Here is a 22,340-nt window from a genome sequence, read left to right as displayed (position 1 = left end):
CTCCATTTATTTTGAACGCTTGCCAAGCCTGTGATCTCTCTGCTGAATGATCTGCTTGATGATTAATGTAATGACCGCTACAAACGCCATGAGAGAGGCCACGGCAAAAGCCGCTTGGAATTGATACTCGTTGTATAGAATTTCTATATGAAGCGGCATCGTATTCGTCATTCCGCGTATATGACCGGATACAACCGACACTGCACCAAATTCACCAATCGCCCTTGCCCCTGCTAAAATGGCGCCGTAAAAAAGGGCCCATTTTATATTTGGAAGTGTCACAAGGAAAAAGGTCTTCCACCCACTGGCACCAAGCGTAAGCGATGCTTCTTCCTCATGAATGCCTTCATTTTGCATAAACGGAATTAATTCTCTCGCAACAAAAGGAAATGTCACAAAGATGGTCGCAAGAATCATCCCCGGTACAGAGTAAATCACTTTCCATCCATTTGCTAATAGCCACGGTCCTAAAAGTCCATTTGAACCAAATAAAAGTACAAATACAAGTCCTGCAATGACAGGTGACACCGCAAACGGAAGATCAATGACAGTTGTTAACAAACGTTTTCCCGGGAAATGAAATTTTGTGATGAGCCAAGCAGCACTGATCCCAAAAATCATTTGAAGCGGCAATGTGATCATCACAATGAAAACAGTCAATTTAATTGCCGCAAGCGTGTCTGGATGTGAGATGGCAAGAAGATAAGAACTCCATCCTTTCTCAAAAGCCTTTGAAAACACAGCAATCAACGGCATGAGTAAAAACAAAATCAAAAAAGCATACACCACACTAATCAACATACGCTTCACCGCTTTTGATTCCGTCACAGGACTCCTGTACTTGATGCGGTGCTCTTTAAGAAGCTCCCTTTCCAATCGTCTCACCTCACTTCCACTTGTTTTTTCCGCTCGACAAACCACTGCAATCCGTGAATCAATAACAAAATGACAAATGATAAGAGCAGCATGAAACAGGCAATGGCTGCGGCACCTTGATAATCATACTGCTCAAGCTTAGACATGATCATCAGTGGTGTAATCTCTGTTTTAAACGGAATATTTCCCGCTATAAACACAACGGAGCCATATTCACCGAGTGCTCTTGCAAATGCCAGAGAAAATCCAGTCATTACCGCTGGAAACAAGGCAGGCAGCAGTACATGAAAAAAGGTCTGTTTTCTTGTAGCACCAAGTATAGCTGCGGCCTCTTCCACTTCCTGCTCAAGCCCCTCAATGACCGGTTGAACCGTTCTTATGACAAATGGAATGCCAATAAAAATCAGTGCCAAAATAATACCGAGCGGGGTGTATGCCACCTTCACATGCAAAAATTGCCCAATCCACCCATTCGGAGAATAAAGAGTCGTCAAAGCGATGCCAGCCACTGCCGTTGGAAGAGCAAACGGCAAATCGATGAGGGCATCCAGGATGTTCTTTCCTGGAAACGAGTACCGCGTGAGAACCCATGCGATCAGTACACCGAAACCTGCATTGATGAGTGCAGCTGCAAAAGAAGTCGTAACCGTAAGCTGCAGCGACTTTAGCACCCGCGCATCACTAAAGACATTCCAAATTCCTTCTGCTCCTAATGAAGCCGTCCAAATAAATACCATAGATAAAGGAATCACGACAATCGCACTGACAAAAACAAGTGTCACTCCGAGACTCAGCCCGAATCCAGGCAATACACGTTTTCTTTTATTGGCGGCAGCATAGCCTTTCTTCATCACATCGCCCCCTATTTTTGTCCGCTATATATTTGATCAAATAATCCGCCATCATCAAAAAATCTTTTCTGCGCCTTTCGCCATCCGCCAAATGCATGATCAATGGTCACCATATCAATCTCTTTAAATTGATCTTTATATTTGTTTAGCACTTCTTGATTTCTTGGTCGATAATAGTTTTTCGCCGCAATTTCCTGTCCTTTTTTAGAATACAAATAATCTAAATAAGCCTTTGCCACTTTCTCTGTTCCTTTTCGTTTCACATTTTGGTCGACAACGGCAACGGGCGGCTCTGCTAAAATACTAATGGAGGGACTGACAATCTCAAATTTGTCTTTGCCTAATTCATGCAGTGTTAAATAGGCTTCATTTTCCCAAGCAATTAACACGTCACCAAGACCGCGCTCGACAAAAGTTGTTGTGGCGCCACGAGCACCTGAATCGAGTACCTCAACATGCTCATATAACTTTTTTACAAAATCCTTCGTTTTTTCTTCATCCCCATGAAAGGTTTTATCGGCATATGCCCATGCGGCTAAATAATTCCATCTTGCACCGCCTGACGTTTTTGGATTTGGTGTGATGATAGATACACCTGGCTGAAGCAAGTCATCCCAGTCTTTAATATTTTTGGGGTTCCCTTTCTTCACAAGAAACACAATCGTAGACGTGTAAGGTGTGGACTGATTCGGAAATTCTTTTTGCCAATCCTTTGAAAGTAGCCCTCGATCTGCAATGGCATCAATGTCGTACCCAAGAGCAAGTGTAGCCACGTCTGCTTCGAGTCCATCAATAATCGATCTCCCCTGCTTACCCGACCCTCCATGAGACTGCTGTATCGTCACATCTTCACCGGTTTTGTCTTTCCAATAAGTCTGGAAGGCTTGATTGTATTCCTGATACAATTCACGTGTAGGATCGTATGACACATTCAACAGCTCAACCTTTCCATTTTGATTTGAGGCTTCATTCGCATTTGAGCATGCGGCACTTGTGATGATGAAAAGTGTCATCGCAATAGACATCCATATCCAATTTTTCATGTTATCCGCTCCCTTTCACATTGAATAGTGACACCAACCTTGCCGTTTTCAGTTCTATACGCAAAAAAGGCCCTCAGCGATTGAAGTACAAAAAAGTCCTGTACGTCAATGCCAAGAGCCTTCGGTTGTCCGATCAGCTATGTATGATTGATGTTAGTCTATATATTATTCAAACTATTCACAGGTGTCAACTGTGTTTTTATTTTAATGAAAACTAAAAAGAAACGCCTTCTTGATGAGGCGCTTCTTTTCCCGGGAAATGCTATTGATCTGCAGCTACTTTTAGATTGACACCAACAGCAGTTCCATTTCTCGTAGAATCAGCTACTCCAGTAAATGTCCCTGCTTTTCGATCAATCAGTAAAGCTTGCACATTCCCTATATCAATAGGCGAACTGCCAAACTGGTGACCCATATCATTTAACTTTGTTCTTACATCTAGAGGGACACCTACTTCATAACGATACGAAGTTAAGCTGTTTGTGTAGATTCTTGGCTCTTCTACCGCATCCTGAAGCTCCATGTCATATTCAAGTAAATTGAGAATCGTCTGTGAAACAGAAGCAATGATCGTCGTTCCACCAGGAGATCCAACAGTCATGACAGGCTCTCCATCTTTAAAAATGATCGTCGGGGTCATACTTGATAATGGACGTTTATTTGGCTGGACTTCATTTGCCCCGCCAGGTCGTGCATCAAAATCAGTTAGTTCATTATTTAAGAAAAATCCATACTCTGGAACAAGAATCCCTGTACCAAATAATTGTTCAATGGTAGTGGTGAATGACACAACATTTCCCCACTGATCTGCAACAGTAAAATGGGTCGTCTCACCAATGGTTTTATCTTCTGGCTGAGGAACAATTGGGGATGGATTTTTTTCATCCTCATATGCCCAAGGATCTCCTTCTTTCGGGCTGCGATTCATTTGATCTAATTGAATGAGAGAGGCTCTTTCTGAAATGTAATCATCGTCTAATAGTCCTTTTAGTGGAACATCTACGAATTCGGGGTCGCCGGCATATGCGGCTCGGTCAGCATAGGAGAGGTGCATCGTTTCAGCAAGCAGCTGATATTTTTCGAATGATTTGGGGTCATACTGAGACAGGTTAAAATGGTCAAGTATTTTGAGTATTTGTAGCATAAACACCCCGCCCGAGCTTGGTGGAGGCATGCTTGCAAGCTGATATCCTTTATAGTCTCCCCAGATTGGCTTGTCAGTCTTGACTTCATAACGTTTGATATCTTTTGAAGTCATCGTCCCGCCAAAATCTTGAACTGTATTTGCAAGTGCCTTTGCTACTTTTCCTTCATAAAACGCTTTGCTTCCTTTTTTCGCAATAAGTTTAAATGTTTTTGCAAGACCTGGCTGGACAAGCAGATCTCCTTCTTCGAGCGGCTGATCATTTGGAAGAAAAATTGGCGCTGCGGCCGTTTTTTTCAATTTTGCTTGATGATCATCAATCGCTTTTGCCAAGACAGAATCAATTTCAAAACCATCTTCTGCAAGTTGAATGGAGGGCTCAATCAATTCCTTCATAGAACGAGTACCCCACTTATCTAATGCAGCTTCAAGACCTTTTACAGTCCCTGGAACACCTACCGCATTTCCATGTGTAGATCGCTCAGCAAACGGAATCACTTTTCCATCATCTGTTAAAAACATGTCAGGTGTTGCGCCCTGTGGTGCTCGCTCTCTGCTATTGATGATGGATGTTTCCTTTGTCTTCCCATCATAAACCATCATAAATCCGCCGCCGCCAATTCCAGACATCATTGGCTCTGTTACATTAAGTGCGTACTGAATGGCAACAGCAGCATCCACTGCGTTCCCACCTTTTTTCAATACGTCAGCACCAATCTCCGATGCAAGCGGATGTGCAGTAGCCACCATCCCATCTTTGCCAACAGCTACTTTATTCCCATGAGTTTCGTTTGCAGTGACTTGGCTGACCGGCAGGAAAAACGAGAAAACAAACAGACATATGGACAAAACAGTTAGAGAAATGCGTTTCATGAACAACACCCCTTCCATATTCTTACTTTGACCTTACCGACTTCTTGACCAGAATACAATAGATTATTCTAAAATTTCAAAATTTTTCATTCTATCATCCTATATCTGCCAAACAAAACACATGTTTTCAAAACATATGACATGCACATCTTGTAGTAATAAAGACATACGTTTTTCAAGTAGGAAACTTCACGATATAATAAACTCATAACAAAGGGGGAAAAAGGATGAACCACAAAAGCACTTTATTTTGGGAATCTTATTGGGAAGAAAAATCAGGAAAAACTCCTGATCACGCCTCTGTTTCTGCTTGGGCATTTGGCGCAAACCCAGATCACTTGCTTGACCTTGTACAACAAGGAAAAAAAACAGCCACTTGTTCTGGATACCTTTTTTACGAAAAAGAACAAGAGCCTCTTCCAAAACCCGGTCATTATGCGGTCATTTTGGACAGCCGGGAGGAACCAAAAGCCATCATAGAGATCACGCAAGTAGATATCATGCCTATGAATGAGGTTCCTGAATCATTTGCAAAAGCAGAAGGTGAAGGCGATCTTTCATATGACTATTGGTACAAAGAACATGAAGAATTTTTCACAGAAGCCCTTAAGCCGTACGGATTAACATTTAAGGAAGATATGCTTCTTGTTTGTGAGCGATTTAAGCTTGTTTATTCAGCTTCTTAACGTTTAAGCGGTGCCAAAAATGGTCCGCTTTTTTGCTTTCTTTTCCCCTTTCTGAAAAAGGTGAGTTGAGATCACATCTTTAGGTCAGAATAAGATCAAATAGAAAAAGTGAAGAAATTTTCGACTACACCTGTTTTTTTTCGACAAAAGAATATATAATTATTTGATGTGTGCATTGTCTCATTTATACAATGGAGGGTTTTTACATGTTAAAAAGGAAAAAAGACAAGTTTTCCGTCTTGTTAACGGAAATTGCTAAAAATTTAGATGAAACTGCTGAGTATTTTGTTAGCTATAAAGTAACAAATCAAACCACTCTGAAAGAATTTTCTGACACATTGAAGGAATATGAGACAAAAGGTGATAATCATGTTCATACCATGATTAAAGAGCTGAATAAAGCCTTTATTACACCGATTGAACGTGAAGACATTCTTCAATTGACGAATAGCCTCGACGATGTTTTAGACGGAATTGAGCATTTTTCAGCAACTTTAGAAATTTATTCAATTACAAGCTCTGACGAACATATCGACAAATTCAGCCACTACATCAGAGAATGTGCGAAAGAAATTTTAACGACTATTGAATTACTGGCTGATAATCGCTTGAAAGATATTCATCCGCACGCAATCAAAATTAAAGAGATTGAGCATAATTGTGACAATCTTCACCGCAAATCACTAAAGAACTTGTTTGGAAAAGAAACAGATCCAATTAAGGTCATTCAATACAAAGAAATTTACGAAACACTTGAAGAAATCGCAGATTCCTGTCAAAGTGTTGCCAACAATCTAGAAACAATCATTATGAAGAATGCGTAACGGGGTTAGTTAAACATGGATACATTACTCATCCTTACCATACTTATTGTCATTTGTGCACTTGCTTTTGATTTCATTAACGGATTCCACGATACAGCAAATGCCATTGCTACTTCTGTTTCAACAAAGGCGTTAAAGCCTAGACATGCTATTATTATGGCAGCGTTTATGAACTTCTTAGGAGCAATGACATTTACAGGTGTGGCAAAGTCCATTACAAAAGACATCGCAGATCCTTTTACACTTCAAAACGGATCTGTCGTCATTTTGGCTGCTTTAATTGCAGCGATAACTTGGAACTTGCTTACTTGGTATTACGGGATTCCGAGTAGTTCTTCACACGCACTGATCGGATCAATTGCAGGAGCTGTTATTGCCTCTGCTGGTTTTGGCGCTTTAAACTATTCGGGATTCATTAAAATCATTCAAGCACTTTTGCTTTCACCTATCCTGGCTTTTGTTTTAGGATATATCGTGTATACCATTATCAAAATTATATTCCGAAATAACAATCTCGCAAAAACAAATAAACAATTCCGACGTGTTCAAATTTTAACGGCTGCACTGCAATCGTATACCCACGGAACAAACGATGCGCAAAAAGCGATGGGAATTATTACGATGGCTTTAATTGCAGGTAATTTGCATACAACAGACGACATTCCTTTCTGGGTACAATTCTCTTGTGCACTTGCAATGGGACTAGGTACGTCTATTGGCGGCTGGAAGATTATTAAAACAGTCGGCGGTAAAATCATGAAGATTCGTCCAGTAAACGGAGTGTCTGCAGACTTAACGGGTGCAGCTATTATCTTCGGTGCAACATTTATTCACTTACCTGTTAGTACCACTCACGTGATCTCATCTTCTATTCTAGGTGTAGGTTCTGCACATAGAGTAAAAGGAGTCAACTGGGGTACGGCAAAACGTATGCTTGTCACTTGGGTGATCACATTACCGATTTCGGGAACTCTAGGGGCACTTATATACTTTGTGTTAAATGCGATTCTCTAATATCAAAGACCTGTCTAACAGGTCTTTTTTTATTTGTTTGCATCCTCTTTTTCTGCAAGCCATTTTTTCATGAAGCAGGGTTTCCAAACATATCCATAGAAATAAATAAGTATCCATCTGTCTATGGGAGAGAGGAACATGCTATTATTTTTTCAATTGACTGTTTGGTTATTGCTAGGTGCTCTTGCTGTATATGTATTTGCGGTATGGCGCTTTGAACAAAAAGTAAAAGAAAAGATGTTTGCGATTCGTAAAACGTGGTATTGGATTTATGTAGCGGGTGCTGTTGTGTACTGGACAAATGACCCTGCTTCAATCTTCACCGATTGGATGCACTACCTGATTATTGCTGTTTTTTTCGCATTAACTGATGCCTTTATTTTCCTCAGCTCCTATATTAAAAAACTCGGAAATCATGAACTTGAAACCGACACCCATCAACTCCTAGAACAAAATAACGACCTGCTTCATTCTTACCTCAATAAACTAAAAACGTACCAATACCTATTGAAAAACGAACCGATCCATGTATATTATGGAAGTATAGAAGCATATATAGAGGGAATTGAACGACTGATCTATTCTTTTGCAGAAAAAATGAATATTCAAGCAGTTCTTTGTCCTTATGATACGCAGGAGCAAAAAGATGACCTGCTGCGGACACTTGATCAGAGAGCGCTTATTCAAGCAAAGCTTGACAGGCAGGAAGTGTATTACGATGACTTCGGCAAATTGGTTCTCATCCCGTTTTCAGTAGCGGATGCACACTTTGTGATTAAGCTGACCTCTGAGGAAATTGTCACTGAATTCGACTATTTATTAATGACTTCACTTACAACGATTTATGACCTAATCTTGCCTGACGAAGAGGAAGGTGATGAAGATGGAACACGCACTTCAAGGGGATAATAACAATCGCAAGAAAAACCCATTTAAGATTTTAAAGAAAAAGCGCCATATTAGTATGGCTGATTACAAAGTAAGTCCCCATACGGAGCGTATTTTCAAAAAGAATGAACAGCTCCTAGATGAGTATAAAAATAAAAAAGCTTGATTACACTAAAGGACGCGGAACATCATCCGCGTCCTACTTCCGTTTTCACATCTACTTGCATACAATAAAACCAACTGCTGCAACGATTGAGGTGCCAATATGAAAAAGAAACTTAAACAATTGAGGTATGTTCAGTTTGCTGAATTTAAGCCATCCCCTTATATCTGCCGATTACACGAAAAAAGTGAAGCCGTCATTCAAGCGGCCAAAAAGAAAGACTCACTGATTTAATAGTTGAAGCAACTTCACTTTTGTTTTAGGACCGTATACTCCATCACTTGTTAGACCGTTCATCAGTTGAAATCGCGCGACGGCATTGGCTGTTTTTTCCCCATAAACGCCATCAATGCCCTTATCTGCAGCTGTTTTGTCAGGATAAAAATACACAGCAGCAAGCGCTTTTTGGACGAGACGTACATGCTCCCCCTTTGTCAGAGGTGATGTCACCTTTAACACCCCATCTGGCAGTTCATAACTGAGCTTTTCTTCTGCATGATAAATCTTGAGAACTTGTCCAACTCGAATCATGTTCGGGTCACTAATCTGATTCCATGTCTGTAAATCACTCACTGTGACACCATGGGCTTTGGCAATACTCGTTAGCGTATCCCCGCTTTTCACCACATATGTGATCACCGTTTCCGGATCACCTGCAGTCTCAATTCCTCTTTTAAATTCATCCCATGTAGCTAGCAGCAGACGTGGACATGTTTTTCCTGACCAATGCTGATGCGTCACCACATTTGCTAATGGAATGCCATGTTCTTTTAAAAGCTTTTGAATAAGCCACTGGGCATGTTTGACAGCTTGTTGAAAGTTTCCATCCTCATTTTCACAAATTTCAATGCCAATCGATTTTCGGTTGCCATCTCCATGTCCATCCCCAGCATGCCATCCATTTTCATTTAAAGGGAGATGCTGAAAAATTTCCTTGTCATCCACTGTAAAGTGCCAGCTTACCTCTGTTGTTGAGCGTTTGACATATGCCGCGTGACTTTTTGCGTCAGCTCCCTTAGATGTATTGGCTGTGTTATGCACAGTTACATAAAGCGGCGTCATAGCATATCCTGGCCGATTTCCGTTTCCAACTGGAATAAAATCTTGATAAATTTGTACCATGTTTTGCACTCCTTTTTGTTAAATTGATGTTTGATCTTGCTCATCAATCGGTGGCAAACGTAAGACAAATTTGTTTGTTTTCGTCATAAGACTATGGTAAAATTTGAATTCAATCGCCATTTTATCTTTATAAAAAAACAGAATAAAAACAGGAAAAACTTCCAATTTTCTTTGATTTTATGTTAAAATTGTTAAAAACAAGCCGATATAAAAAGTAAGCGATAGCTTTATTAGCCATTTAGTCCTATATGGACTTTTCTTTTACGGCAAAAATAGAACATACGTTTGTATGGAGGTTTTGACATGACTTATTTTTTAACCCATTTAGAAGAAGATATTAAACGGTTATACACTCAACTGCAAATAAGCGGCCCTGCCTATGTAGACATGCATAGGATCGCAGCTGAATTTCATGTATGGGTACACTACGAGGATACTGGCAGCATGATGATCAAACATCAAGGTCTTTACAGTATTATTTTAAACAGAGCCTTATCGTCAGAAGAACAGTGGCAGGATTTCGCCCACGAGCTTTGTCATGTGCTGAAGCATACAGGCAACCACTTTAACATGCACAAGCTCTTTCGAGAACTGCAAGAGTTTCAAGCAAAACAATTCATGTATCACTTTTGTGTTCCGACTTTTATGCTGCTGCAAATGACGCTCCCAAACCTTAGGCAGCAAGCCATTTTGCATATTGCTCAAACATTTCATGTCACTCGGGCTTTTGCTGAAAAACGGCTTGCTCTATTTGAACAGCGAAGAGCCGGCATTCAATTTCAAAAAGAATTTACTTCTTATTTAATGAGAGCCAGCAAGGTCGCAGAAAATGAAGCTACATATCAAACAAAAGCGTCAGCACACGTGACGTCAGAAGTTTATTCATAAAGGCTTAACACTTGTTTCAGCGCATTTGTGTATTGATAAAATTGTTCGGTTTGTGTATCACGCCTACGGCTCCGCCTAAAGTCTTGAAAGAAAGCTCTTCTCTGAGCTTGGCTAATTTCAATTTGAACACTTTTTCCTGTGAGGCATTGATTATTAATATTTTGAGGATGTGTTCCAGCAAATTGATCCGATTCAGATAAAAGCAAGGCATGGAAGCCATTTTGTGTGAGACACTTCACTGTTTCAGCAGCTTTTTCCCTGTCGGTACCGCCAACTAAAGTTTGTAGGACCTCTGTTTCTCCATAGCCGTGGAGTGCAAATGTATAATGATGTGTATGCACTTGAGAAAGACAAATCGGCTCATCAAAACGTGTGCTCGTAATATGAAGAACATGATTGCCTTTCACTTTAAGGCCCTCGAATAAATACATAGAATAATCGGTTGCTACTTCATGGACCAGCTCGCTCACGCCAGATTCAATTCCGCCCGCATGAGGTGACAGGACGAGAAGCTGATCCCCTTTCCGCTGATGAAGAATTTGATAGTCGATCCCTTTTCTTTCATGAGCGGAAAGCTCTTCATAATTTTGATACGTATCTATGATTTGATTCATTCCATCTGCCCCATTTCTCTATATGAGCATAAGTCTACTGATCGCAAATTCTTTTGTAAAGTGTTTTCGAATGACCAGTGTGATCTGAATGCATCCTTAAATTTTCCTTATCTTTACGGGCTAACTGTTGAATGTTGAGGAAAAATGACCGATAATTGAAATGAATAGAACTTTTGGACTATATGAATCTTTTTGTCATCTCTCTCATATATTAGAATATTGCGATCTACACCTGGAGGAATTCATGTTTAAAAAGAAAACCACCATCATCCTTGCCATCTTATGTCTTAGCTTCGCCGGAATTATTTACTGGAAATGCTTCTCTCTTCAAGGCGTGTCTCACGGAACATTCATCCGCTCGATATCATCACCTGATGGAACCTATACCATTAACACATATCGACATAGCGGAGGAAAGCTAAAAGAGAATGCGGTCAGAGCAGAAATTGAAAACAAACTCACCCATCACAAGAAAACAATCTACTGGAAGTACCCTGATAAAGATCCTCTGATTAAATGGGAAAATGCACAGCTCGTTCAAATTGGACATGAGTTTTTAAATGTGGTCAAAGGTGAAACATACGATTATCGCTTTGATCAGAAAAACAGAAAATAACGAGCCAGCAAAAAAACGAACCCTTTTTGGATTCGTTTTTTACGTTGACATCACCTTTTGCATAAATTCTTTCATTTCTTTGCTAACCGTCGTCAACCGGTCTACAATTTCACTAAACTCCATCACTAATAAAGCTTGTTCTGAAGATGACCCTTTCATATGGCCCATACTCTCAAGTAATGTATGTATATTAGAGGAAATCCCTTGCAATGAGCTTTCTATATTTTCCGTTGCACGTGAGGTTTCGCTTGAGAGCTTTTGAACCTCGCTTGCTACCACACTAAAACCCGCTCCCTCTTTTCCTGCCCTGGCCGCTTCAATTGAAGCATTCAATCCTAGCAAACTCGTTTGTTTAGAGATACCTTTGATCATTTTTGTAATATCTGAAGTTTTTTTCGAGCTTTCAAGTGTTTGCTGTGTTTGGAATGTCATTTCCTCACTTGTCGCAGAGAGCTCTTCTGAATGAGCCGCCACCACATGTACTTTTTCTTGAATACTTTGAATGATGTCGTTCAATGACTCCATATACGCCTCAAGTTCTATTTGATTTTTAAGTGGAAAACCTAAAGCGATTGCACCAATGACTTGTTGATTTTCATCGAAAATCGGCAATCCCATTGCATTTAAAGGCGTCCCATACACCGATTCAGGTACAAATGTACTTGATGTTTCGCCTCTAAGCGCATTTTTCATATTCTGATCATCTGGTTTAATGGGATCTCCTGTCCGTATTTGAAAATCCACATCTTTTGATGGCAAATACAGCAAGAATTTTTCTCGATCAATGACCCCCATCGTCACTTCATCTTTTAAAATCTTCATCATATAAGGTGCTGCTGTTACAATACCCTGTAGTATATCCATTCTCTCTACCCCCTTAATGTATTTATCGGTCATTCCTCTTAAATTTGATCATTATTTTTTAAAAATAATGATCATGATTGAAGTTTTTTTCATATTTACGAGTAAAAAGTATGCCAATTCCTTTTTATATTCAAAAAAAAGAGAATTTGCTATACTTAGAAAATCAACATATGATGAAATGGTCATGTAACCATTTTATATATTCACTGGAGGCGCATGTTGTGACACAACCCATGAAATATGAGCGGGCGATCGTCATCGGAGGCGGAATAACGGGAATGCTTGCTGCAAAGGTTTTATCAAGTTTTTACCTTGAAGTATTGATTATTGAAAAGGACGAATTGCCAGACGCTCCTGAGAATCGTCTTGGCACGCCTCAAGCTTTTCATCCACATAGAATGCTGCCACTAGGCAAACAAATAGTGGAACGTCTATTTCCTGGTTATACAAAAGAATTACTGGAATTGGGCGGGTACAACACACGGCATCAGACATCTCGCTTTATAACAAAAGATGGCGAGTTAGTACTCACCGATACTGAAGAAACAGCTGTCACACGACGTGCCATGCTAGAGTGGGTGCTGATGCAAAGAATGTTACGTGAGGAACGTGTTCAATTTTTAGAAAAACATGAAGCGATCGCTCTTCTTTTTGAAGAAGAAACGACTAAAGTGAGTGGATTACAGGTCAAAGATCGGAGGATAAAGCCTGGAATCATCAATAAAATAAGTGCGGACTTAGTCATTGATACGTCTGGAAGAATATCTAAATTGCCAAAATGGCTGAAAAACGCAGGACGAACCTTGCCGCAGACAGATGAGCTAATCGTCTCACTTGGCTATAGCACAAGATACTACCAAATATCACCTGAGGCACCGAACCTAGAACCAATGGTCATCGTTGGACAGCCAAATAAAAAAATTCCAACAGGACTGTTTGAACGAGTAGATCATGATTTAGCAGCGGTTCTTCTCTCTGCAGCTGGCGGCTCTCATTATCCAACAACGGACGCTGATCAGTTTGATGTAGAGACCGCTAGGCTGACCAATTCCTCGATAGCAGAAGCCATCACTCATTTAATTCCCTATACGAAACCAAAAGGATTTAGAGTTCCGGCTTGTGTCAGAAACCACTATGAACAAATGGAAGATTGGCCAAGCGGCTTATTGGTCATGGGTGATGCCTTATGCACATTAGATCCAATACATGGTCAGGGAATGACAAAAGCCGCTCTTGAGGCACAGACACTTGAGCGTATGCTCAAACAAGCACAAGAAAATGAGCTTATTTCTTTTGAACGGCATACCTTACAACAAATGCAGCATGCCAATGAGCTTGGCTGGTGGCTTTGTGCAATTGCGGATATGGCATGGGAAGGCGTCGAGTTAAAAGGAACCCCCATTCCCCATCTGACATTTGTACAAGAATTTTTAAATTATTATGTACAATATGCCGTTCAAACAAAACAAACTAAATACCTTGAGGCGTATCATCGTATGCATTCATTCTTAATAGAACCGAGAAAAATCATCAACCTAGAGCAGCTGCAAGACATGATTCAAGCTGACTTCACTGGTGATGTCGGCCACTGGTGGCATAGGTGGGATCAAAAGAATGAGGAATTAAATCGAGCTTTCTTCTATGAAGCTGTTCCAGACTTTCAATTACATCAATTGCTAAAATCAAACTAACATAAAAAAAGCCCCTCAACGGGGGCTTTTAATTAACGTAATAACTGAAGTACGTTTTGCGGCTGTTGGTTCGCTTGTGCAAGCATTGCTTGAGATGCTTGAGAAAGAATGTTGTTCTTAGTGAACTCACTCATTTCTTTCGCCATATCAACGTCACGGATACGAGACTCAGCAGCTGTTAAGTTTTCAGCAGAAGCACCAAGGTTGTTAATAGTGTGCTCTAGACGGTTTTGGACCGCACCAAGTGATGAACGTTGTTTAGATACAGCGCCGATTGCCGCATCAATTTTTTCAATTTCAGTATCGAAATTGAAGCCATCAACACTTACATCAATATCTTTAACTGTTAATGTTTCTGCATCCATTTTACCAATTTCAACAATAATATGTTGTTCCTTGTTCGCACCAATTTGGAATTGGAATCCGTCTGTAACATCTCCATTTAAAAGGTTCTTTCCATTAAATGCTGTGCGGCTTGAGATACCATCAATCTCTTCAACAAGTGCTTTAATCTCATCTTGAATCGCCGTTAAATCCTCAGTCTGCTGTGTACCAACGTTACCTGCTTGAACTGTCAATTCACGCATACGTTGAAGAATCGCATGAGTTTCAGTTAATGCACCTTCAGCTGTTTGAATAAGAGAAATACCATCTTGTGCGTTTTTAGATGCCATTTCTAATCCGCGGATTTGTCCACGCATTTTTTCAGAGATTGCAAGACCCGCTGCGTCATCTCCTGCACGGTTGATACGAAGACCAGAAGAAAGCTTCTCCATGTTCTTTTGCCCTGCTCCATTATTTGCAGACAAACGGTTCAGTGTGTTAAGTGCTGCGATATTGTGGTTAATTCTCATATTAAATGACCTCCATGTGTTTGAACCAATTAGACATCCATGTCCAAAAGTTCTAAATTAGAATTTTTTTGTAAGCCTTACAATCCATTTATCGAACTTTAATGGAATATGTTTAACAAAAAAGGAATAAATAAGGAGAAAGTCTTATTCAATATGATCGTTTCGCTAGAGTATGCCAAATTTAAAGGTCGTTTTTCATGATTTAACAGAGGGATTAAAGAATCACAAGTGAAGAGAAGGAGAAAAAGCGAAGAAAAAAGAGCATAAAAAAAGCCCCATTAAGGGGCCTTTCATTAACGTAGTAATTGAAGTACGTTTTGTGGCTGTTGGTTCGCTTGTGCAAGCATTGCTTGAGAAGCTTGAGAAAGAATGTTGTTCTTTGTGAACTCACTCATTTCTTTCGCCATGTCAACGTCACGGATACGAGACTCAGCAGCTGTTAAGTTTTCACCAGAAGCACCAAGGTTGTTGATTGTGTGCTCTAGACGGTTTTGAACTGCACCAAGTTTAGAACGTTGATCTGAAACTTGTTTAATTGCATTGTCAACGATATCTAGTTGATCATCGAAACTAGTTGTTGCAAAATCAGTTACTTTAATAGCAGATACTGTTTTAGTAGCGTCAGTTGGATCTGTTCCAATTTTATCAGCAGACATCGCTTTGATGTTCACATCTAATTTTTGAGCTTTGTTTGCACCAATTTGGAATGTTAATGTATCTGTTTCAAAGTCGCCATTCAACAATTTTTTACCGTTGAATTCAGTACGATCAGAAATTCCATTTCCATCCGTTCCGCCACCGATTTCTTTGATAAGGTTGTTGATTTCCTCTTGAATTGCACCAAGATCTGTATCGTCTTGTGTACCCGTGTTTCCAGCTTGAACCACTAGTTCACGAACACGTTGAAGGATTGAGTGAGTTTCAGTCAATGCACCTTCAGCTGTTTGGATAAGAGAGATACCGTCTTGTGCGTTTTTAGAAGCCATTTCTAGTCCGCGGATTTGTCCACGCATTTTTTCAGAGATTGCTAGACCTGCTGCGTCATCTCCTGCACGGTTAATTTTAAGACCAGAAGAAAGTTTCTCCATGTTCTTTTGGCTTGCACCGTTGTTTGCAGACAAACGGTTTAATGTGTTAAGTGCTGCGATATTGTGGTTAATTCTCATTTCCTATTACCTCCATGTATGCGGGACCTGACAGACGTCCTTGTCTGAAAAAAGTCCTTTTTTCTAGGGTCTATATACCCTGACAAGTGTATTATCGGTTTATTTTATAGGAAGTTTAACATTCTTTAATATTTTTTATCGCATTTTAACATATTCAGTTTTATGAACTGTATGAAGTTAGGAAACAAAAAAAGCCCCATATAGGGCTCTTCATTAACGTAGTAATTGAAGTACGTTTTGTGGTTGTTGGTTTGCTTGTGCAAGCATTGCTTGTGAAGCTTGAGAAAGAATGTTGTTCTTTGTGAACTCACTCATTTCTTTCGCCATGTCAACGTCACGGATACGAGACTCAGCAGCTGTTAAGTTTTCACCAGAAGCACCAAGGTTGTTGATTGTGTGCTCTAGACGGTTTTGAACTGCACCGAGTTTAGAACGTTGGTCAGATACTTGTTTGATCGCCCCATCAACGATATCTAATTGATCATCAAAAGAAAGTGCGCCAGCAGCAGCTGGATCAGCAAATTGTGTTACATCGATGTCAGCTACTGCGTGGTCTGCAATAAGAGCACCAGTACCGGGATCAACCGCACCAAGTGCTGTAGAAGACATTGCTTCAATATTAACTTCTAATTTTTGTGCTTTATTTGCACCAATTTGGAAAGTTAATGATTTTGGTGTAGCACCAGCTGCGCTGAACGTACCGTCAAGTAATTTCTTTCCGTTAAATTCTGTACGATCAGAGATACCGTTTTTATCAGTACCATTTCCAATTTCTTGGACAAGGTTCTTGATTTCCTCTTGAATTGCACCAAGATCTGTATCGTCTTGTGTACCCGTGTTTCCAGCTTGAACCACTAGTTCACGAACACGTTGAAGGATTGAGTGAGTTTCAGTCAATGCACCCTCAGCCGTTTGGATAAGAGAGATACCGTCTTGTGCGTTCTTAGTAGCCATTTCTAATCCGCGGATTTGCCCACGCATTTTCTCAGAGATTGCTAGACCTGCTGCGTCATCTCCTGCACGGTTGATTTTAAGACCAGAAGAAAGTTTCTCCATGTTCTTTTGGCTCGCACCGTTGTTTGCAGATAAACGGTTCAGTGTGTTAAGTGCTGCGATATTGTGGTTAATTCTCATTTCCTATTACCTCCATGTATGTGGGACCTGACAGACATCCTTGTCTGAAAAAAGTCCTTTATTCTAGGGCTTATCAACCCTGACAATTCTTTTATCGGATTATTTCATAGGAAGTTTAACATTTTTTAATATATATTGATCGATTTTACATATCTTTATTCACCATTTAGTTTTAAATAGATTTCTATTATTCTCTTCGTTCAAGTGATGAGCACATAACCTGTATTAAATTGAATAGGAACAAAACAAAAAAGCCCCATAAAGGGGCCTGTCATTAACGAAGTAATTGAAGTACGTTTTGTGGCTGTTGGTTCGCTTGTGCAAGCATTGCTTGTGAAGCTTGAGAAAGAATGTTGTTCTTAGTGAACTCACTCATTTCTTTCGCCATGTCAACGTCGCGAATACGAGACTCAGCAGCTGTTAAGTTTTCACCAGAAGCACCAAGGTTGTTGATCGTGTGCTCTAGACGGTTTTGAACCGCACCTAGTTTAGAACGTTGATTTGAAACTTGTTCGATTGCACCATCTACGATGTCTAGTTGCTGATCAAATGTAAGTGTTGGTGTAGCAGCAGCGAATTGTGTAACATCAATGTTAGAGACCGCTTGACCAGTTACAAGAGTTCCATCTGGTTGAGTAGCACCAATTTTATCAGAAGACATTGCTTCGATATTTACTTCTAATTTTTGTGCTTTATTTGCACCGATTTGGAAAGTTAAAGTAGCTGTACCATTAGCGAAAGCACCATTCAACAATTTTTTACCGTTGAACTCAGTACGATCAGAGATACCATTCTTCTCAGAACCATTACCAATTTCTTGGACAAGGTTCTTGATTTCTTCTTGAATTGCACCAAGATCTGTATCGTCTTGTGTACCCGTGTTTCCAGCTTGAACAACAAGCTCACGTACACGTTGAAGGATTGAGTGAGTTTCAGTCAATGCACCTTCAGCTGTTTGGATAAGTGAGATACCATCTTGGGCGTTTTTTGAAGCCATTTCTAATCCGCGGATTTGTCCACGCATTTTTTCAGAGATCGCTAGACCTGCTGCGTCATCTCCTGCACGGTTGATTTTAAGACCAGAAGAAAGTTTCTCCATGTTCTTTTGGCTCGCACCGTTGTTTGCAGATAAACGGTTTAATGTGTTAAGTGCTGCGATATTGTGGTTAATTCTCATTTCCTATTACCTCCATGTATGTGGGACCTGACAGACGTCCTTGTCTGAAAAAAGTCCTTCGTTCTAGGGCTTATCACCCCTGTCAATTTTAATATCGGACATGGTTATAGGATGTTTAACAGATTTTTTAAAAAATAACGCATTTTTAATGATATTAGTCCTAATTTTAACAATTTCACAAAAACAAAAACTGCTGATCTTTCACCAGCAGTTTTTCCATTATATGAATATCAGTATTGCTTGATATCAAATATTAAGATATTTTGGTATACCACGTAATCTTTCTTACTTGTGAAAGGTCCTTTATTGTGCTCATCGTTGATTTCATAAAAGTTCATTCCGATTCCAAAGCTTCTTTCTTTATACCAATTAAGAAAATCGTTGATTTCTTTCATTGAGAGCAGATAATCCTTTTGTAACCCATTGATCATGGTAATAGAAAGTATACCTTTTACAGTTTCTTCTCCTGGTTTTGTTCCATCTTGGTCTTTCGGCTCTTCTGTTGTGCCGTCACCTGGCTGTGTCCCGTCCTGATCTTTCGGTTCTTCTGTTGTATCATCACCTGGCTGTGTCCCGTCCTGATCTTTCGGTTCTTCTGTTGTATCATCACCTGGCTGTGTCCCGTCTTGATCCTTTGGGTCTTCTGCTATCCCATCATCTGGCTTTGTTTCATCCTCAGTCACTTGTAAGTCTTTTAATGAAATAGAAATCACGGATCTGTAATCACTTTTTACAGAAAGATGTCTCATAGATTCCGAATAGTTACGTCCGCCAATGACATACAATTGGTCATCAACAATTGCTGCGACAGCTGATACTCTACCTTCTGGTAAATCATATGCTGAATTTTTAAATTGGCCATCTTTCGGATTGAAAATCTGAACTTTGTTTACCATATTTTTCGAACTATCACCATATAATTGCCCACCAATAATAAAGAACTTGCCGTTGTAAGTTTCATAGGAGGGTTCATATGTATAAGTTGTTAACTGAACATCAATAAGTCTCTTCCAAGTATCTGTTGCAATATCATACTGAAACAAATACTTTTCTCTACTATGCCCTATCGAATTTTCGCCACCTGCAACATATACTTTTCCGTCAATTGCAGAAATGGCTCTCCCATTCCGAGATGGTAAACCCGATGAGTTCAAGCTCTTCCATTCACCAGATACTGTATTGTATTCATAGACATTATTCTTATATGAGTTTTTTGAAGATACAATATATATCTTCTCTTTCACTGCAACTGCTTGTAAAGTTCCTTTACTATAAGCTGAAAAAACCGGCTCTCTTGGAATTCGAATCGGCTCTTCAGCCCACTGATCAAGTTCTGCATCATAAATATCTATAGTGTTATAAGCTACTTCTGTCTCTTCATTAATTCCACCTATTAGATAGATTTTTTTACCTACAGTAGCGTAAGTACCGCCTGTTCTATTTCTTGGCATACTGGCTTTCTCTTCCCAAACATCTTTTTTTGGATCATACATAAATGTTTGGTTATTCAACTTATTTTTTTCACTTGCTCCACCAAATACATAAATCTTCCCATCAACGACTCCCACACCAGCATTAATACGTTCTTCTGGTAAATCAGCTCGTTTCGTCCATCCAATTGAATTTTCTGCATTTGCTTTAAATGGACTAAGAGTACTCATTAATAGGAGTACCGTGATAAATAATAAAAACCTTTTTTTCATTTTCTATTCCTCCAACTCGTTATGTTCCCTCCTTTTATCGTTCTATTTTTTACAAAGTTTACAATTTAAAGAAGTTTTAAATATAACTTTATATACATTCAAAATGTTGTGCGCTAGAGATGCGGCCTAAGCATTACCTTTTCATAATCGCTTCTTCATTTTTCAACTGAATCATGAGTGAGGATTGAATATATAATAAATTGATAATACGTCGTGCCATTTCTGAGGGAGATGCATTGTAGTCATTTCTGATCCATTCAATGATAAAACCAAAGATCCCGTATGAACGATACTGGACAAAATAACTGTCGTTGATTTCTTCATACTGATCACTCACAAATGACATTCTATTTTTGAAGATATATTGTATTTTCTTAAGCAATTGTTCTTGTATGTGTGGAATTCGGTCTTCCATCACTAATAAATCATAATAGTCGCGATTTTCAACGATATATTGAAATACATCGGTGCCCTCTGGTTTCATGCGAGTTAAATCCAACAGTGGATTTTCACGAGTCGGCTTACAAAATTCATATTCGAAATCGACCATTTCCCGGTGAATAACATCTGCTGCTAATTCATCTTTACTTTCATAATGCACATAAAACGTCGTCCGATTATAGTTTGCCTTTTCCACAATATCCTTCACTTTTACGTGCGAATATCCTTTTTCTTTTACTAGTATTTTGAATGTTTGACGAAGTGTTTCTTTTGTTCGCTCAACACGGCGATCCTCTTTTTTGATCATGGGCCCCTCCTTTAGACACTTTTTAATAAATGTTGATTAGATATACATAAATTTATTTGTGTTGAAAACCTATACAAAAAAGATTTTTTGCTGATTGAAACGGAAAATCTTTCGTCCTACAATCAACTTAGTCATAAAGAAATGAATTTTTTGTGACATTTGATCTAACCTTTCTTCAGAATATCATACTATACAAAAAGTGAGGGCACATGATATGGAAATTCAAGCGATGGTCACAACAAATGAAAAAGATTTCGAGAAACAAACACTATTACTAGATGATCCAAAAGCAGATGAAGTGCTTGTCAAAATCGTTGCATCTGGCGTTTGTCATACAGATGCCACAGTATTAGATGGTACGCTCCCTGTCCCACGTCCTGCTTTATTAGGACATGAAGGCTCTGGCATTGTCGTAAAAGCAGGTTCTAATGTCACAACCGTTCAAGAAGGAGACCACGTTGTACTTGGTTTCGCTTATTGCGGTCATTGCCATAATTGTCTTGACGGGAACGCTGGTGGATGTGAAAACATGATTCCACTGAATTTTTCTGGTCGTAATAAACATAATGAAACGCCTATCCATACACATGATCATCAAGATGTATCACAATTTTTTGGTCAATCGTCATTTGGTACATATGCAACGGTTGATGAGAAAAATGTGGTGAAAGTAGACAAAGAAACTGATTTACGTTATTTAGGACCATTCGGTTGCGGCTTAATGACTGGGAGCGGTACTGTCTTAAATTCACTTGCTCCAGCTCCAGGTACAAGCTTTGTTGTGTTCGGTACAGGTGCTGTTGGTTTAAGTGGGTTAATGGCAGCAAAAATTGCAGGCTGTGATCCGATAATTGCCGTTGATATCCATGATAGCCGCCTTGAGCTAGCAAAAGAATTAGGTGCAACACATGTCATCAACAGTAAACATGAGAACCCAGCTGAAAAAGTGAAGGAAATCACAGAAGGAAAAGGGGCACATTACTCATTTGAAACAACTGGAGTACCAGAAGTCACGCTAGCTGCCCTTCACTGCCTGCGTGTCAAAGGAACTTGTGCAACAGTAGCAGTAGGAAAGCGCGATTTAACGTTTAATGTGACCAATGATCTCATGCTCAATGCGCTCACGTTAAAAGGTGTGATAGAAGGCGATGCCGTTCCTCAACTATTCATTCCTAAACTAGTCAAGTTCTTTAAAAATGGACAATTCCCAGTTGAGAAACTAGCAAAATTCTACGAATTAGAAGAGATTGAACAAGCTTTTGAAGATTCTAAAAATGGATCTACGATTAAACCAATTCTTATTTTAGATAAAGAGTATCGAGCTTAAGCCGAAATAAGACGTGAAACTCAAATCCATCATCATTACGATGAAAATAAAAAAGATTGTAGAAAAATATGAGT

Annotated in this window: 23 protein-coding genes; 10 read left to right on the top strand and 13 right to left on the bottom strand. The window is 39.5% G+C overall.

The annotated features are described in order from the left end of the window. Positions 1–6: 6 nt before the first annotated feature. The 4 genes from cysW to ggt all read right to left on the bottom strand — a co-directional run bounded on the left by cysW (position 7) and on the right by ggt (position 4,787). Entirely contained in the window at positions 7–876 is an 870-nt protein-coding gene (gene cysW, locus MHB38_RS06520; protein WP_052320227.1) for a sulfate ABC transporter permease subunit CysW, read from the bottom strand. Between the two features lie 5 nt (positions 877–881). Further along, on the bottom strand, positions 882–1,727 hold the full coding sequence (gene cysT / locus MHB38_RS06515; protein ID WP_206114291.1) for a sulfate ABC transporter permease subunit CysT: 846 nt from the start codon (positions 1,725–1,727) through the stop codon (positions 882–884). Positions 1,728–1,738: 11 nt separating this feature from the next. After that, entirely contained in the window at positions 1,739–2,770 is a 1,032-nt protein-coding gene (locus tag MHB38_RS06510; RefSeq protein WP_123768172.1) for a sulfate ABC transporter substrate-binding protein, read from the bottom strand. A gap of 262 nt (positions 2,771–3,032) precedes the next feature. Next, positions 3,033–4,787 (bottom strand): gamma-glutamyltransferase, encoded by a 1,755-nt coding sequence (gene ggt / locus MHB38_RS06505; RefSeq protein WP_008346275.1) that lies wholly within the window; start codon positions 4,785–4,787, stop codon positions 3,033–3,035. A 227-nt stretch (positions 4,788–5,014) separates the two neighbouring features. Between ggt and MHB38_RS06500 the strand changes: the two genes are divergently transcribed. The 6 genes from MHB38_RS06500 to MHB38_RS06475 all read left to right on the top strand — a co-directional run bounded on the left by MHB38_RS06500 (position 5,015) and on the right by MHB38_RS06475 (position 8,596). Next, a complete protein-coding gene (locus MHB38_RS06500; protein ID WP_008346278.1) occupies positions 5,015–5,473 on the top strand; it encodes an ASCH domain-containing protein in 459 nt (152 codons plus the stop codon). A 206-nt stretch (positions 5,474–5,679) separates the two neighbouring features. Next, positions 5,680–6,297, top strand: coding sequence for a DUF47 domain-containing protein (locus MHB38_RS06495; RefSeq protein ID WP_017359157.1), 618 nt, complete (start codon positions 5,680–5,682; stop codon positions 6,295–6,297). A 15-nt stretch (positions 6,298–6,312) separates the two neighbouring features. Further along, a complete protein-coding gene (locus MHB38_RS06490) occupies positions 6,313–7,311 on the top strand; it encodes an inorganic phosphate transporter (RefSeq protein WP_017359158.1) in 999 nt (332 codons plus the stop codon). 138 nt (positions 7,312–7,449) lie between these two features. Continuing rightward, positions 7,450–8,220, top strand: coding sequence for a type II toxin-antitoxin system SpoIISA family toxin (locus tag MHB38_RS06485; protein ID WP_017359599.1), 771 nt, complete (start codon positions 7,450–7,452; stop codon positions 8,218–8,220). Beyond that, positions 8,189–8,365 (top strand): type II toxin-antitoxin system SpoIISB family antitoxin, encoded by a 177-nt coding sequence (locus tag MHB38_RS06480; RefSeq protein WP_008346289.1) that lies wholly within the window; start codon positions 8,189–8,191, stop codon positions 8,363–8,365. Before MHB38_RS06485 ends, MHB38_RS06480 begins: the two co-directional genes overlap by 32 nt. Positions 8,366–8,464: 99 nt before the next feature. Next, positions 8,465–8,596, top strand: coding sequence for a hypothetical protein (locus tag MHB38_RS06475; RefSeq protein WP_255201815.1), 132 nt, complete (start codon positions 8,465–8,467; stop codon positions 8,594–8,596). Here MHB38_RS06475 and MHB38_RS06470 read toward each other — a convergent pair. Then, a complete protein-coding gene (locus MHB38_RS06470; RefSeq protein ID WP_138825607.1) occupies positions 8,585–9,484 on the bottom strand; it encodes an N-acetylmuramoyl-L-alanine amidase in 900 nt (299 codons plus the stop codon). The genes MHB38_RS06475 and MHB38_RS06470 overlap by 12 nt on opposite strands. Before the next feature lie 303 nt (positions 9,485–9,787). On the opposite strand from MHB38_RS06470, the gene MHB38_RS06465 reads away from it, so the two are divergent. Continuing rightward, a complete protein-coding gene (locus MHB38_RS06465) occupies positions 9,788–10,372 on the top strand; it encodes an ImmA/IrrE family metallo-endopeptidase (protein WP_017359603.1) in 585 nt (194 codons plus the stop codon). On the opposite strand, the gene MHB38_RS06460 is transcribed toward MHB38_RS06465, so the two are convergent. Further along, on the bottom strand, positions 10,363–10,986 hold the full coding sequence (locus MHB38_RS06460) for a poly-gamma-glutamate hydrolase family protein (protein WP_116306750.1): 624 nt from the start codon (positions 10,984–10,986) through the stop codon (positions 10,363–10,365). The genes MHB38_RS06465 and MHB38_RS06460 overlap by 10 nt on opposite strands. A gap of 244 nt (positions 10,987–11,230) precedes the next feature. On the opposite strand from MHB38_RS06460, the gene MHB38_RS06455 reads away from it, so the two are divergent. After that, on the top strand, positions 11,231–11,602 hold the full coding sequence (locus MHB38_RS06455; RefSeq protein ID WP_017359605.1) for a DUF5412 domain-containing protein: 372 nt from the start codon (positions 11,231–11,233) through the stop codon (positions 11,600–11,602). A 39-nt stretch (positions 11,603–11,641) separates the two neighbouring features. On the opposite strand, the gene MHB38_RS06450 is transcribed toward MHB38_RS06455, so the two are convergent. Beyond that, positions 11,642–12,466, bottom strand: a complete 825-nt coding sequence (locus MHB38_RS06450) for a methyl-accepting chemotaxis protein (protein WP_202734555.1) — start codon at positions 12,464–12,466, stop codon at positions 11,642–11,644. Between the two features lie 221 nt (positions 12,467–12,687). On the opposite strand from MHB38_RS06450, the gene MHB38_RS06445 reads away from it, so the two are divergent. Then, a complete protein-coding gene (locus MHB38_RS06445) occupies positions 12,688–14,157 on the top strand; it encodes an NAD(P)/FAD-dependent oxidoreductase (RefSeq protein ID WP_202734556.1) in 1,470 nt (489 codons plus the stop codon). A 32-nt stretch (positions 14,158–14,189) separates the two neighbouring features. Here the strand turns inward: MHB38_RS06445 and hag (MHB38_RS06440) are convergent, their stop codons facing one another. The 6 genes from hag (MHB38_RS06440) to MHB38_RS06415 all read right to left on the bottom strand — a co-directional run bounded on the left by hag (MHB38_RS06440) (position 14,190) and on the right by MHB38_RS06415 (position 20,939). Beyond that, complete coding sequence (gene hag / locus MHB38_RS06440; RefSeq protein ID WP_008346306.1) at positions 14,190–15,011, bottom strand: flagellin Hag; 822 nt, start codon at positions 15,009–15,011, stop codon at positions 14,190–14,192. A gap of 293 nt (positions 15,012–15,304) precedes the next feature. Then, on the bottom strand, positions 15,305–16,177 hold the full coding sequence (hag, locus tag MHB38_RS06435) for a flagellin Hag (RefSeq protein WP_008346308.1): 873 nt from the start codon (positions 16,175–16,177) through the stop codon (positions 15,305–15,307). Positions 16,178–16,390: 213 nt separating this feature from the next. Beyond that, a complete protein-coding gene (hag, locus tag MHB38_RS06430; protein ID WP_008346310.1) occupies positions 16,391–17,311 on the bottom strand; it encodes a flagellin Hag in 921 nt (306 codons plus the stop codon). A 274-nt stretch (positions 17,312–17,585) separates the two neighbouring features. Next, on the bottom strand, positions 17,586–18,488 hold the full coding sequence (gene hag, locus MHB38_RS06425; protein ID WP_148780209.1) for a flagellin Hag: 903 nt from the start codon (positions 18,486–18,488) through the stop codon (positions 17,586–17,588). A 230-nt stretch (positions 18,489–18,718) separates the two neighbouring features. Then, a complete protein-coding gene (locus tag MHB38_RS06420) occupies positions 18,719–20,191 on the bottom strand; it encodes a Kelch repeat-containing protein (protein ID WP_341002931.1) in 1,473 nt (490 codons plus the stop codon). Between the two features lie 133 nt (positions 20,192–20,324). Continuing rightward, entirely contained in the window at positions 20,325–20,939 is a 615-nt protein-coding gene (locus MHB38_RS06415) for a TetR/AcrR family transcriptional regulator (RefSeq protein ID WP_202734558.1), read from the bottom strand. A 214-nt stretch (positions 20,940–21,153) separates the two neighbouring features. Between MHB38_RS06415 and MHB38_RS06410 the strand changes: the two genes are divergently transcribed. Beyond that, positions 21,154–22,266, top strand: a complete 1,113-nt coding sequence (locus MHB38_RS06410) for an NAD(P)-dependent alcohol dehydrogenase (RefSeq protein ID WP_007498906.1) — start codon at positions 21,154–21,156, stop codon at positions 22,264–22,266. Positions 22,267–22,340 lie beyond the last annotated feature (74 nt).

The sequence above is a fragment of the Bacillus sp. FSL K6-3176 genome, from assembly GCF_038003325.1.
GTDB classification, from domain to species: domain Bacteria; phylum Bacillota; class Bacilli; order Bacillales; family Bacillaceae; genus Bacillus; species Bacillus altitudinis.
Note: the sequence above shows the minus strand (reverse complement) of the source record. Positions and strands in the feature narration are given on the sequence as shown.